At 60.2% G+C, this 13,494-nt stretch carries 13 protein-coding genes; 8 read left to right on the forward strand and 5 right to left on the reverse strand.

All coding sequences use genetic code 11. The annotated features are described in order from the left end of the window. Nucleotides 1-72: 72 nt before the first annotated feature. Together BLL42_RS25485 and BLL42_RS25490 are read left to right on the forward strand one after the other, a co-directional pair. On the forward strand, nucleotides 73-648 hold the full coding sequence (locus BLL42_RS25485; protein WP_071555299.1) for a flavodoxin family protein: 576 nt from the start codon (nucleotides 73-75) through the stop codon (nucleotides 646-648). Nucleotides 649-688: 40 nt separating this feature from the next. Beyond that, entirely contained in the window at nucleotides 689-1,513 is an 825-nt protein-coding gene (locus BLL42_RS25490; protein ID WP_071555300.1) for an alpha/beta fold hydrolase, read from the forward strand. A gap of 70 nt (nucleotides 1,514-1,583) precedes the next feature. Here BLL42_RS25490 and BLL42_RS25495 read toward each other — a convergent pair whose 3' ends face one another. Then, nucleotides 1,584-2,057, reverse strand: coding sequence for a helix-turn-helix domain-containing protein (locus BLL42_RS25495; RefSeq protein WP_071555302.1), 474 nt, complete (start codon nucleotides 2,055-2,057; stop codon nucleotides 1,584-1,586). A 277-nt stretch (nucleotides 2,058-2,334) separates the two neighbouring features. Here BLL42_RS25495 and BLL42_RS25500 point away from each other — a divergent pair, with 277 nt between their 5' ends. The 5 genes from BLL42_RS25500 (at nucleotide 2,335) to ycaC (ending at nucleotide 7,611) form a co-directional block, all read left to right on the forward strand. After that, nucleotides 2,335-3,327 (forward strand): MBL fold metallo-hydrolase, encoded by a 993-nt coding sequence (locus BLL42_RS25500; protein WP_071555304.1) that lies wholly within the window; start codon nucleotides 2,335-2,337, stop codon nucleotides 3,325-3,327. Between the two features lie 47 nt (nucleotides 3,328-3,374). After that, nucleotides 3,375-4,298, forward strand: a complete 924-nt coding sequence (locus BLL42_RS25505) for a LysR family transcriptional regulator (RefSeq protein WP_071555855.1) — start codon at nucleotides 3,375-3,377, stop codon at nucleotides 4,296-4,298. Between the two features lie 152 nt (nucleotides 4,299-4,450). Continuing rightward, entirely contained in the window at nucleotides 4,451-5,080 is a 630-nt protein-coding gene (locus BLL42_RS25510; protein ID WP_071555306.1) for a putative antibiotic biosynthesis monooxygenase, read from the forward strand. Then, nucleotides 5,077-6,915 (forward strand): amidohydrolase, encoded by a 1,839-nt coding sequence (locus BLL42_RS25515; protein ID WP_071555308.1) that lies wholly within the window; start codon nucleotides 5,077-5,079, stop codon nucleotides 6,913-6,915. The genes BLL42_RS25510 and BLL42_RS25515 overlap by 4 nt, the downstream gene beginning before the upstream one ends. A gap of 69 nt (nucleotides 6,916-6,984) precedes the next feature. Beyond that, on the forward strand, nucleotides 6,985-7,611 hold the full coding sequence (gene ycaC, locus BLL42_RS25520; protein WP_071555310.1) for an isochorismate family cysteine hydrolase YcaC: 627 nt from the start codon (nucleotides 6,985-6,987) through the stop codon (nucleotides 7,609-7,611). A gap of 64 nt (nucleotides 7,612-7,675) precedes the next feature. On the opposite strand, the gene BLL42_RS25525 is transcribed toward ycaC, so the two are convergent. Continuing rightward, nucleotides 7,676-9,103 (reverse strand): mechanosensitive ion channel family protein, encoded by a 1,428-nt coding sequence (locus BLL42_RS25525; RefSeq protein WP_071555312.1) that lies wholly within the window; start codon nucleotides 9,101-9,103, stop codon nucleotides 7,676-7,678. Between the two features lie 83 nt (nucleotides 9,104-9,186). Then, a complete protein-coding gene (locus BLL42_RS25530) occupies nucleotides 9,187-10,206 on the reverse strand; it encodes an alpha/beta hydrolase (protein ID WP_071555314.1) in 1,020 nt (339 codons plus the stop codon). Nucleotides 10,207-10,366: 160 nt separating this feature from the next. On the opposite strand from BLL42_RS25530, the gene BLL42_RS25535 reads away from it, so the two are divergent. Continuing rightward, nucleotides 10,367-11,275 carry a LysR family transcriptional regulator gene (locus BLL42_RS25535; RefSeq protein WP_071555316.1) on the forward strand — a complete coding sequence of 303 codons (909 nt, stop codon included), beginning with the start codon at nucleotides 10,367-10,369 and terminating at the stop codon, nucleotides 11,273-11,275. An 80-nt stretch (nucleotides 11,276-11,355) separates the two neighbouring features. Here the strand turns inward: BLL42_RS25535 and BLL42_RS25540 are convergent, their stop codons facing one another. Both BLL42_RS25540 and BLL42_RS25545 read right to left on the reverse strand, forming a co-directional pair. After that, nucleotides 11,356-12,324 (reverse strand): XdhC family protein, encoded by a 969-nt coding sequence (locus BLL42_RS25540; protein WP_071555318.1) that lies wholly within the window; start codon nucleotides 12,322-12,324, stop codon nucleotides 11,356-11,358. Between the two features lie 11 nt (nucleotides 12,325-12,335). Next, complete coding sequence (locus BLL42_RS25545; protein WP_071555320.1) at nucleotides 12,336-13,466, reverse strand: alkene reductase; 1,131 nt, start codon at nucleotides 13,464-13,466, stop codon at nucleotides 12,336-12,338. Nucleotides 13,467-13,494: the final 28 nt, after the last annotated feature.

Genomic DNA, 13,494 nt, shown 5'->3' on the forward strand with positions numbered 1-13,494 from the left:
CAATCTTTCAAGTTCAACGCAAGCCTTGGCCTTCTTGCAACAAAAGGACGAACACTTCTGGAGGATGCCGGAATGAGCAACGTGGTGGTGGTCTATCACAGTGGTTATGGGCATACCCGGGTCATTGCCGAGGCCGTGGCCCTGGGCGTGGAGCGGCACTTGGGCAGTACCTGCTGGCTGATTCCGGTCGAGGATGTGGACGAACACTGGGAGCGCTTGCACCACGCCGACGCGATCATCTTCGGCGCCCCGACCTACATGGGCAGCGCCTCGGCGTCCTTCAAAGGGTTCATGGAGGCCACCGCGTCGTTCTACCTGGCCCAGCCCTGGCGCGACAAACTCGCTGCCGGATTCACCAATTCCGGTTGTCTGTGCGGCGACAAACTTAACACCTTGCTGCAGATGGCGGTCTTCGCCGCTCAGCACTCAATGATCTGGGTTGGCCTCGACTTGCTGCCGGCACGCTCCAGCGCCGGCATGTTCGATGGGCAGCTGAATCGCCTGGGCAGCTCCCTGGGGGCGATGGCCCAGTCTAATCTCGAACAGTCCCCCGATCATGCGCCACCGATCGAAGATCGCTGCACCGCCGCGCACCTTGGCGAGCGGGTGGCGCGCCTGGCCGAACGCATGGGCCATCCAACGGTTTGATTCACCCAAACACCCCGACCTTAGTCAAGGAGCAAGCGCTATGAGCACATTCACCACCCGCGACGGTACCGAGATTTACTACAAGGACTGGGGTACAGGCCAGCCCATCGTCTTCAGCCACGGTTGGCCGCTGAATGCCGACAGCTGGGAATCACAGATGATCTTCCTGGCGTCAAAGGGCTACCGGGTCATCGCCCACGACCGCCGCGGGCATGGCCGCTCCAGCCAACCCTGGTTCGGCAACGAAATGGATACCTATGCCGACGACCTGGCCCAGTTGATCGAATTGCTGGACCTGCAGAACGTGGTGCTGTTCGGCTTCTCCACCGGCGGTGGTGAAGTGGCGCGCTATATCGGTCGCCACGGCACCGGCCGGGTCGCAAAAGCGGGGCTGATTTCTTCGGTGCCGCCGCTGATGCTCAAGACCGAAGCCAACCCGGGTGGCCTGCCGATCGAGGTGTTCGACGGCTTGCGTCAGGCCTCCCTGGCCGACCGTTCGCAGCTGTATAAAGACGTCGCCAGCGGGCCGTTCTTTGGTTTCAACAAGCCTGACGCCAAACCTTCGCCGGGCATGATCGATTGGTTCTGGATGCAAGGCATGATGGCTGGCCACAAAAGCGCTTATGACTGCATCAAGGCGTTCTCGGAAACCGACTTCACCGAAGACCTGAAGAAGTTTGACGTGCCGACCCTGGTGGTACACGGCGATGCTGACCAGATCGTGCCGATCGAAGCCGCCGGCATCGCCTCGGCCAAACTGGTCAAAGGCTCGAAGCTGCTGGTCTATCCGGGCGCGCCCCATGGCCTGACCGACACCCATAAGGATCGGCTTAACGCCGATCTGTTGGCGTTTCTCAAGGGCTGAGTCGTCCGGCAACACCGTTCCACCCATGAAAACGCCTAGAGGTTCTGCCTCTCGGCGTTTTTATTGACGACTATCGAGCATGTAACTGATCGGCATAGGACGGGCGGCGAGCGCTGCGCTGTGCAGTCACGTCGTTGAGGCGAGGGGTGGTGAGCTGTGCGCGGCAGCGCCAGGCAAACGGATTGATGCCTTCGCTGCGTGTGAAGATGTGGCAGAAGTGCGCCTGATCGCAGAACCCGCACTCCAGGCTGATTTGTGTCAGGGTCAGGTCGGTGTTCTGGATCAGTTGCTTGGCCCGGACGATGCGCTGGCAACGAATCCAGTCCTGAGGCGACAGGCCGGTGCTGCACTTGAAGGCCCGGGAGAAATGACTGCGGGACAGGGCGCAGGCCCGAGCGAGTTCGGTGACTTCCAGGGTTTCGCTCAGGTGCTCGAGAATCAGCTGTTTGACCAGGCTTTCCCGCCAGGGGGCGAGGCCACCAGTGGTGGCTTTTTGCGTTTGCGTGACTGACGCCCTGACGGCGTTGTGCTGAACGTGGGCCATGACAAAATTCCGTGTCGGTGGGAATGCGCTGGCGCACTGCACGGCTGGTCAGCACCTTCCCTCTGGAAAAACAGGTATGCGCAGAGGGCTTCATTCTTGGACGCGGCGCGCTGGCTAGCGAGTTAAACGTTGTTAATTCCTTGGTCTGGTCTGGACGAAGAAACAACGCCAAGTCAGCACATCGCTGCAAGTGTGGAGGGAGGGGGCGGGTGCAAGATAGGTGTCATGTGGCGTGCTTTCCGGGCCGCTTTTTTTTGTCTCTATCGAAGGTGAAGGTATGAAGCATTCTCGGGTTGGAACGCTCGGCGGGTTCGGCTTGGCATTGGCGCTGACATCGGTTGGCGCCCTGGCTCAGGCACCGGCCCAAGTGGCCACTCAGGTGCCCGGTTACTACCGACTGGCGGTGGGCGATTACGAAGTGACGGCGCTGTTCGATGGCTACAATGATCTGTCGCCGAAGTTGCTCAATGGCCTGACCGAGAGCCAGGTCCGCGCGTTGCTGGCTCGTCGCTCGATTGAAACGCCGGGGGTGCAGACTGCGTTCAACGCCTTTCTGGTCAATACCGGTAAGCAACTGATCCTGGTGGATACCGGCGCGGGCCAGTGCATTGGCGCTACTGCGGGCATGCTGTCGGCGAACATGAAAGCTGCCGGCTATCAGCCGGAACAGGTCGACACCATCCTGCTCACGCACCTGCATCTGGATCACGTTTGCGGTCTCGTGAACGGTAAGCAACAACCGGTGTTCGCCAACGCCACGGTCTACGCCGCCAAGGAAGAAGCCGACTACTGGCTCGACCCCCAGGCGATCGCCAAGGCACCCGCCGGTGCCCGAGAGTTCTTCAAGATCGCTCAGGATTCCACCGCCCCTTACATCGCAGCGGGCCGTTTCAAGACCTTCGCGGCCGGTCAGTCGCCGGTGTCGGGCGTCGATGCCGTGCTGGAAGCCGGGCACACGCCGGGCAGTACCACGTACCGTTTCACCTCGCAGGGCCAGAGCATTCTGTTCATGGGCGATCTGGTGCATAACCTGGCAGTGCAGTTCGAGCATCCCGAAGTGTCGATCCGCTTCGACGTCGACAGTCAGCAGGCGATCAAGAGCCGCACCAACGTCTTCAATGACGTGGCCACCAGCAAAATCTGGGTGACGGCGGCGCATTTGCCGTTTCCGGGCGTGGGGCATATCACCACGGTGAACGGGCATTTTCAGTGGGTGCCCATCGAGTACGGGCCGTACAAGCGGGCAGCCAACGTGCCGATGATCGAGTAACGCCCGACAGGCGTTTGCCTGGCTGAAAACACATGGGGACTGTGCTGATGAACCGTAACGCTCTGCGCCGCGTCGACATGAACCTGCTGGTGATTTTCGAGGCCTTGATGTTCGAAAAGAACCTGACCCGGGTCGCCGAAAAACTCTTCATGGGCCAACCGGCCGTGAGTGCGGCATTGGGGCGCTTGCGCGATTTGTTCGACGATCCATTACTGCTGCGCAACGGTCGGGGCATGGAGCCGACGGCGCGGGCACTGGCAATTCTCAAGGAGCTGCAACCGGCGATGGACACCATCTCGGGGGCCGTCAGCCGGGCCAGGGAGTTCGATCCGGCGACCAGCTGCGAGGTGTTTCGCATCGGCCTCTCGGACGATGCCGAGTTCGGCTTGTTTCCGCCGTTGTTGAGCCAATTGCGCGAGGAAGCGCCGGGTATCGTGGTCGTGGTGCGCCGGGCCAATTACCTGTTGATGCCGGCCTTGTTGGCATCCGGGGAGATCTCCGTTGGGGTCAGTTACACCACCGAATTGCCGGCCAATGCCAAGCGCAAGAAGCTGCGGGATATCGCCTGCAAAGTGTTGCGCGGTGACAACCGATCGGGCGAGCTGACGCTCGATGAATACTGTGAACGACCCCATGCGATGGTGTCGTTCTCCGGTGACTTGAGCGGCAATATCGACCTCGACCTGGCCAAGGTCGGTCGCACCCGTCGGGTGGTGTTGGGGGTTCCGCAATTCAGTGGTTTGCGGGCGTTGCTCGCCGGCACCGAAATGATCGCCACCGTGCCCGACTACGCTGCCTGCGCCTTGGTGGAAGGGTGCGCCTTGAGAGCCGAAGATCCACCGTTTCCCATTGAAGCGGCACAACTTTCGATGGCCTGGAGTGGGGTGCACGACAACGACCCGGCCGAGCGCTGGTTGCGTTCGCGGATTAGTCAGTACATGTCCGAACCCTTGAACATCACCACCCCGTAGGCGGTACTGACGGTCCGGTCGCAATGAGAGCACGTGCGTTCAATTTTTTGCGCCCAGGCACCGGCACTATCGAATCTGGTATCGGCGAATCAACGTCGGTGTTTATTCAACTGGGCTGGCGCTCAATGATCGTTTCGCCGGAGCTTTCCGTTATGCCTGATTCCAATCGCCTCGATACTGCAACCGCTCGGCCGGGTTTCGATGAGGTCGTGACCTTAATCGTCAAGCACCGGGTCAAGGCTGGTTTTGAAGCGCCTTATGAGGCCTGGCTGCGGCGCATTGTCGGCGTGGCGGGGCAAAACGTGGGGCATCTGGGGGTGGATGTCATTCGCGGCAAAAACGCCGGCCTCGACATGTTCACGTGCGTGCTGCGCTTCTGCTCCACCGAGGCGATGCAGCGCTGGCTTGATTCGCCGCAACGGCTGGAGCTGATCAACGAAGCCGCACCGATGCTCGCGGATGGCGACCAGACCGAGGTCCACCCGATCAACGAATTCTGGTTTTCACCGCTGGCGAATGCCGCCTCACCACCACCGCGCTGGAAGCAGGCGGTGCTGACATTGATGGTGATTCTGCCGCACACCCTGCTGGTGCCGCTGATCTGGGGCCCGCTGCTCAAGCTCAACGCCTTTCTGTCCAATTACGTGGTCGCCACTTTTCTGATCACCGTGACCATCGTGGTTTCGGTGGTGTACCTGTTCATGCCCAGGGCGACCCGACTGTTCGCCCCCTGGCTGACAGCCGACCAGTCCCATTCCACTCTGTCTGAGGAAACGCGATGAACGCCGATCTGATTCTATTCAATGGCCAATTTCATACCGTTGACCGTGAGAACCCCCTCGCCAGCGCGGTAGCCATCAGCGACGGACGCTTCGTCGCCGTCGGCACCGATGCGCAAGCCATGGCGCTGCGCGGTTCAGGCACCCAGGTGATCGACCTCAAGGGCCGCTGCGTCATTCCCGGCCTCAACGACTCGCACCTGCACCTGATTCGTGGCGGTTTGAACTACAACCTCGAACTGCGCTGGGAAGGCGTGCCGTCCCTGGCCGATGCGCTGCGCATGCTCAAGGACCAGGCCGACCGCACACCGACGCCGCAGTGGGTGAGGGTGGTGGGTGGCTGGAACGAATTCCAGTTCGCCGAAAAGCGCATGCCGACCCTGGAAGAACTCAACCAGGCGGCGCCTGATACGCCGGTGTTCGTCTTGCATTTGTACGATCGTGCGTTGCTCAACCGCGCCGCGTTGCGGGTTGCCGGCTACACCCGCAACACGCCGAACCCGCCGGGTGGCGAGATTGTGCGCGATGCCAACGGCGATCCGACGGGCATGCTGGTGGCGCGTCCCAATGCGATGATTCTGTACTCGACGCTAGCCAAAGGGCCGAAGCTGCCGCTGGAGTATCAGGTCAACTCGACGCGCCAGTTCATGCGTGAACTCAACCGACTCGGCCTGACCAGCGTGATTGATGCGGGCGGTGGTTTCCAGAATTATCCGGACGATTATCAGGTGATCGAACAGTTGGCCAAGGACCAGCAACTGACCATTCGCATCGCCTACAACCTGTTCACCCAGAAGCCGAAGGAAGAGCTGACCGACTTCAAGAACTGGACCAGCAGCGTCACCCTGCACCAGGGCGACGATTACCTGCGACACAACGGGGCCGGCGAAATGCTGGTGTTCTCGGCAGCGGATTTCGAAGACTTCCTCGAACCGCGCCCGGACCTGCCGCACACCATGGAAGACGAGCTGGAACCCGTGGTCCGCCACCTCGTCGAGCAGCGCTGGCCGTTCCGTTTGCACGCGACGTACAACGAATCGATCAGCCGCATGCTCGACGTGTTCGAGAAGGTCAATAGAGACATTCCGTTCAACGGCTTGCCATGGTTTTTCGATCACGCCGAAACCATCACCCCGCAGAACATCGAGCGGGTGAGGGCATTGGGTGGTGGCATTGCGATCCAGGACCGCATGGCGTTCCAGGGCGAATACTTCGTCGAGCGTTATGGCGCCAAGGCGGCCGAAGCCACGCCACCGATCAAGCGCATGCTCGCCGAGGGTGTTCCGGTGGGTGCCGGCACCGACGCGACCCGGGTTTCCAGCTACAACCCCTGGACCTCGCTGTACTGGATGGTCAGCGGGCGCACGGTCGGCGGCATGGAGCTGCACGCCGAAGGCCTTTCCCGGCAGATCGCGCTCGAACTGTATACCCACGGCAGTGCCTGGTTTTCGTCCGAGCAGGGCAAGAAGGGCCAGATCAAGGTCGGACAACTGGCGGATGTGGTTGCCCTGACCGCGGATTTTTTCAGCGTCGAAGAAGAAGCGATCAAGTGGATCGAGTCGGTGCTGACCGTGGTCGGCGGCAAGGTGGTTTACGCCGCCGGTGACTTCGAAAAGCTCGGGCCGGCCAGTGTGCCGGTGCTGCCAGACTGGTCGCCGGTGACCAAGGTGCCGGGACACTGGCGTCCGACTTCGCCGATGCAGGCTCAGGTTCACCATTGCAGTGGGCCGTGCGCCGTTCACTCCCACAGCCATGAGCGGGCGCGCCTGTCGAATGCGCCGGTCAGTGATTTCCAGGGTTTCTGGGGCGCCTTTGGCTGCTCGTGCTTTGCTTTCTAACGATCATAAAAGAGCGCCGGCCAACCGTGTCGGCGCCATAAGCGACATCCATCCACCGAGGAGTTTCACATGAGCAACGTTCCATACAAGCGCCTGAACAAAGACGACGCCGTTGTATTGTTGGTTGACCACCAGACCGGCCTGATCTCGCTGGTTCAGGATTTCTCGCCCAACGAGTTCAAGAACAACGTGCTGGCCCTTGCCGACCTGGCCAAGTTCTTCAAACTGCCGACCATCCTGACCACCAGCTTCGAAAACGGCCCGAACGGCCCGATGGTTCCTGAGCTGAAGGAGCTGTTCCCGGATGCGCCCTACATTCCACGTCCAGGTCAGATCAATGCCTGGGACAACGCAGATTTCGTCCAGGCCGTAAAAGCTACCGGCCGCAAGCAGCTGATCATTGCCGGCGTAGTGACCGATGTTTGTGTGACGTTCCCGACCTTGTCGGCGCTGGCTGAAGGTTTTGAAGTGTTTGTGGTTACCGACGCCTCGGGCACCTTCAACGAAACCGTGCAACAGGCAGCCTGGGCGCGCATGGCCGCTGCCGGTGCACAACTGGTGAACTGGTTCTCGGTGGCGTGCGAGTTGCAAGGCGACTGGCGCAACGACATGGAAGGCCTGGCGAACCTGCTGTCGCCGCGCATTCCGAACTATCGCAACCTGATGAACAGCTACTCGGTGCTGACGGCCAAGTAAGTCCCGCCGCAACGCTGATTCGAATGAATGCCCGCCATTGCGCGGGCATTTTTTCGGCCAGTGATCAACGCTTTTGCAACCACCCGAGGAAACCGCCTTTCTTGACCGGTACTGCTTTGGTCATCAGTGCCAGTCGGCTGTTCTGTTGGCGAACCGCTTGCAGTTTGTTCAGTGCGCGACCGACTTCGCTGCGTTGCTCCATGCAGCTGCGTGCCAGGGACTTGTCGATGCGGTAGATGATGCAGGAGGTCAGCGCGGTGAAGCAGGCCTGGGACGGTGTGTCGTTGAGGATGCTCTGTTCGCCCATGACTTCGCTCGGTCCCATGCGTCCAGCTTCTGTTTGTCCGGTACCGTCGGGCACAGTGGCACTGATTACACCCGTGGCGATAACGAACAGGGCGTCTGAAACCTCATTCAGATCCAGCACCACCTGGCCCGCCGCATACTGTTGCGGGGTCATGGCCTGGGCCAGTTGATCGCGCTCGTCTTCACCCAGCGAACGGAATATTTTCACCTCATCGAGCAACGCGCGCGTCCGGATGGAGGGTTCGATCACACCATCGAGCTGCCGGGAAATGCCCGCCGCCTCCAGGTGCCTATGCGCCAGGTCGAACAACTGATTACGCACTTCGCTTTTTTTGCCCAGCTCGGCGATGAAACCGCTGGCCACGTATTCGGACATGGTTTCACCCGCTTCCTTGAGCACCGCTTTGGGCGTCGGAGAGAGCAGTAAACTGCTGCTACCCTGCAAGGTGCGATCCAGTGCGTCCAGCACCCGCCGTGGGCGGATATGGTTGGGCACTTGAATGCTGATGGACACCCCGTGCATGTTGCTCGGCCGACTCAGGTTGATGATCTTCGCCTTGGCCGCCACCGAGTTCGGCACCACTGCGGTACTGCCGGCGGTGGTGAGCAGGTGGGTGGCGCGCCAGTCGATGTCCAGCACCTTGCCTTCGGTGCCGTCGATCATGATCCAGTCATCCACCTGATAGGGTTTTGTGGTGTTAAGTACGACGCCGGAAAACACATCGCTCAATGTGCTCTGCAACGCCAGACCGACAACGATCGCCACGACGCCGGACGTCGCCAGCAGCCCCCTGACCGGTAGCTCCAGCACATAACCGGCCGCGGCGACGATGGCGATCAGAAACACCAGCGCGCCGATGACATCCTGCAGTAGCCGCCCGCTGTGGTCGATGCGCCGCATCAGCACCAGGCCAATGACTTCGGTGAGCACCCGCGCGGCGTACAGCCACCAGATAATCCCCAGGGCCGTGGCCCCCAGTTGCATCTCGCTGTCGTCGGCAAACACCGGTGCCTGCAATGGGCTGACGCCGGCACTGACGATGAGTGTGCTGAAGATCAGGAACAGACCCAGGCGCAGTCCGACCCGGGTGACGCGGTGCTTGAAGGGCGCCAGATGCCAGAGCAGAGCGTCGATCATCAATAGCAGGGCGCTCAAGGACAGGGGGTGACCGTAGACAAAGGACATGGGGGAACTCCCGGTAATCGTTGGGTCGTTGAGACAGGGCAGACAGTAAGACGCCTGCTGCGGGGCAGGCGTCTTTGTGGGGCTCAGTTCAAGTGAGTCTTGAGCTCCAGCGCCGCCTGGCGAACCGCCGCCTTGACTTCAGGGATCTGGCTCAGGGGATTGAGCAGGCCGAAGTCGTGAATCATGCCGTTGTAGCGCACGGCCGTGACCGGTACGCCGGCAGCATCCAGGTGGCGTGCATAGGCTTCACCTTCGTCTCGCAGCACGTCGAACTCGGCGGTCTGCACCAGGGCGGCGGGCAAACCGCGAAGTTGTCCCGCGCTGGCTTGCAACGGTGAGGCATGGATCTGTGCACGCTCGGCGGTGTCGGTGGTATAGCTGTCCCAGAACCAATTCATCATGCCCTTGGTCAGGAAGTGGCCTTCGGAGAATTGCTGGTACGACGGGGTGTCGAATTGCGCGTTGGTCACCGGCCACATCAGCAACTGAAAGCGCAGCGTCGGGGTTTTCTGTTCCTTGGCCATCAAGGCCACCACCGCTGCCATGTTGCCGCCGACGCTGTTGCCGGCCACTGCCAGGCGCTTGCCATCGACACCGATCTCCTTGCCATGCTCGGCAACCCAACGGGTGGCGGCATAGGCCTGGTTGATCGCCGTCGGGTAGTGTGCTTCCGGCGACGGCGTGTAATCGACGTACACCGCCACCGCGCCGGAACCCACCACCAAATCACGGATCAGCCGTTGGTGAGTCGGGTAGTCACCCAGCACCCAGCCACCACCGTGGAAGAACATGAACACCGGCAGTTGACCTTTGACCTTGGCGGGGCGAACGATTTTCAGCGTGATGTTCTGTTCGCCGACCTTGATCGAACGTTCAGTGACTTCCACTCCCGACAGATCCACCTTCACCGACGATTGCGCACCAGCCAGCACGGCGCGGGCATCCCTGGGGCTCAGTTGTTCCAGCGGTTTACCGTCGCCTGCCGCGAGGGCTTCGAGGAAGGCCTGGGTGTTGTGCTCGACACCCGGGCTGCCAGCGGCAAATGCGTTGCCGACGCAAAGGGCGAGAAGGCTGGTGGTCAGGGTTTTCTGGACGATGTTCATGGGAAAATCCTTTTTTAGTCGTTGGAAGTTGAGTACCTGAGGTGGGCTCTCAGCGGGCCTTTCAATCAAGGCCTCGGCAGCACCATGGATACAGATTAATGGGGTGTCAGAAAGGGAAAAAGCCGCTATAAAGTGTTTTACTGTCAACCAGGAAGTGACAATGAACCCATTCGAAGATATGCGTATTTTTTGCCAGGTCATGGACTCCGGCAGCTTCACCGCGGCGGCGGATCAGTTGGGCCTGTCCAAGCAGTTCGTCAGCCGGCGTCTGATGCAACTGGAAGAACGCCTGGGCGTGCGGCTGCTCAATCGCTCGACCCGGCGGCTGGACGTCACGCCCCTGGGGCAGAGTTATTACGAGTCGGCCTTGCGCCTGCTCAGTGAAGTGGAGCAAGTGGAGCAGGGGATAGCCGGCCAGACCATCGAGCCCCGCGGCACCATTCGCTTGAGTGCGCCGCTGTCGTTCGCCGTGGCACATTTGGGGGGGCTGCTGCCGGTGTTTTTGCAGCGCTATCGCGACGTCACGGTTGAAGTCGATCTCAGCGACCGGCCGGTAGATTTGCTCAGCGAGGGTTACGACCTGGCATTGCGCATCGGGGTGCTGGAAGATTCGACGCTGATTGCCCGACGCATCGCGTCCATCCAGCGGGTGTATTGCGCCAGCCCGGCTTACCTGGCCGAGCGCGGCACCCCGGTCAAACCCGAGGATTTGCATGCTCATGACTGCCTGCCTTATGGCCACAGTCGTCAGGTGCAATGGCGTTTTGTAGGGCAGGGCAAGCCATTGATCGTCAACGTCACGGGAAGGATGCGGGTCAACAACGGTGAATTGCTCAAGGACGCGGCCATCGCCGGCATGGGCATTACGTATTTGCCAACCTTCATTGTCGGTTCGGCCTTGAAGGATGGGCGGCTGGTACCGGTGCTCGGCGACTTCCACCCTGAGCCGTTGACATTATCGGCGGTCTATCCGCAGCATCGTCAGGGCTCGCGACCGGTCCAGGCATTGATCGAGTTCTTGCGTGAACGATTGGATCGGACCGTTTGTATCTTGAGTGGAGACAATTAAAGACCAATGCGCGAGAGGGGGCTATCTCATTGGTTAGTGCAGCCTGCGCTCTGTGTCCGTATATGGACTCCTCCTCTTGCTCATAACGCAGCGCGATCCTTTCCCCGGTAAACCCGCAGAACATCAGCCATAACCGCCAACGCGATTTCTGTCGGTGTACGGCTACCCAAGTCCAACCCGATAGGCATATGTAGCCGAGCAATTTGCTCAGCACTCAACTCCCCGATGCGTGCCAAACGCTCTGCTCGCTTTTCCGAGGTTCGGCGTGACCCCATCGCCCCGATATAGAAGGCTTGAGTGTTCACAGCTTCCATCAGAGTCAGGTCGTCGATCTTCGGATCGTGTGTCAGAGCAACCACCGCTGTAGCGGCGTGGCATCCGCCGTTGGCGATGAACAATGAAGGAAGAATGGGTAACAGCTCGACGCCATCAATTGCCAAATCACGGACTTCTTCCCGTGGATCGCACACAACCACCTCGCAACCCAAAGCTTTGGCGAACTGACCGCAGGCCTGAGCGACAGGCGAAAGTCCAGCCAAAAGCACTCGCAAAGCGGGCCCAATACCGATCTGCACATGATTCCTTTCATGCCTAACGTTACTGGTACAAGCCTCTTCACTGCACAGGCTAAAGCTTCCGTCGCTCAGACTGACTCTTCGCAGGATCCTGCGCTGTCCGCGCAAAACGTCGAGCAGCACCTGCAAATGTATTTTCCATTGTGGACTCGGTTCGCGAAATTCAACCAGAACCTCAAGGCTTCCTCCACAGGGCAACTGAAGTCGCTGCCGCTCCTCGGTGCTCGTGCCGTAACTGATCACCTGGGCCGCTTGCCGAAAATGCCCACCCGCAAGGCTTGCGAAGAACTCTTCTTCCACACAGCCACCGGACAGCGAGCCAACAGAAGCACCCGTTTCATCAACAACTAGCATGGCCCCGGGTGACCGGGGCGCGGAGCCAAACGTCGAGATCACCGTACATAGCCACAAGCTGCGGTCTTGTGCGGCCCAATCAAGAGCCTGTTCCAGCACGAGCAGATCCAGGTGTTGCATGGCAACCCCTATTACGGGTGGGTGGGATAGTCGGTATACCCGCGTGCATCGCCTCCAAAGAAGCTGGCAGGATCCGATGGGTTGAGTGGCAGCTCCTCGCGGATACGTCGTGGCAGATCAGGGTTAGCCAGGAAAGGGCGACCGAAGGCGATGATATCTGCGCGGCCTTCCGACACTGCCCGTGCGGCGCTAGCTGGGTCATAACCACCGGCGAGAATCAGTACACCGTGCCATGCGGTACGCAATTGCTGAATGATGGCGTCCCAGCGGGGATCAAATTGCTCATCTCGTACAGTCCCAACGATGGCAGGCTCAACCAGGTGAAGGTAGGCCAGCGACCAATCGTTGAGCCGGTTAACCAGATAACCGAACGTGTCTTCAGGCGTGTCGTCACCCATTCCCATGAAGCGCCCCATGGGTGTCAGGCGTACAGCTGTTCGCTCTGCCCCGACTTCTGCTGCTACAGCCGCTACGACTTCGAGCAACATGCGGCTGCGATTTTCGATGCTGCTACCGTAAGCGTCATCTCGCTGGTTGCTTGCGCTATTGATGAATTGGTCAAGCAGGTAACCATTGCCTGCATGGATTTCAACGCCATCCATTCCTGCCTCAATGGCGTTGCGCGCAGCGCGACGGTAGTCTTCTATGATTGCTCTGATGCCATCGATTGTCAGTGCCTGAGGGTCAGGAATCTCTCCCCATACGCCGTTGCCCTGTTCGTCGACAATGAATGTTTTACCAGGAACCGGCATCGATGTCGGCGCAACTGGAAGTCCGCCATCAGGTTGGAAGCTGGGGTGCGAAACGCGCCCGACATGCCATAGCTGCATGAAAATCTGTCCGCCTGCCTTATGTACTTCATCGGCCACCACACGCCAGCCATCAATCTGTTCTTGGCTGTAGATGCCCGGCGTCCAGGCATAGCCTTGCGCTTGTCGAGAGATCTGCGTCGCTTCGGTAATGATCAGGGCAGCGCTGGAGCGCTGACGATAATACTCGGCGTTCATCTGTGTCGGCACGTCGCCAGGCTGGCCAGCTCGCGAGCGTGTGAGTGGTGCCATCGCGATGCGATGCTTGAGCTGCAACGGGCCAACGGCAATCGGTTGGAACAGGGGCTGAGGGGTAGTTGTGAACTTGCGCATGGGTGGATCCTCCTTTTCGACCTACTCT

This window comes from Pseudomonas frederiksbergensis (assembly GCF_001874645.1).
GTDB lineage: Bacteria > Pseudomonadota > Gammaproteobacteria > Pseudomonadales > Pseudomonadaceae > Aquipseudomonas > Aquipseudomonas frederiksbergensis_B.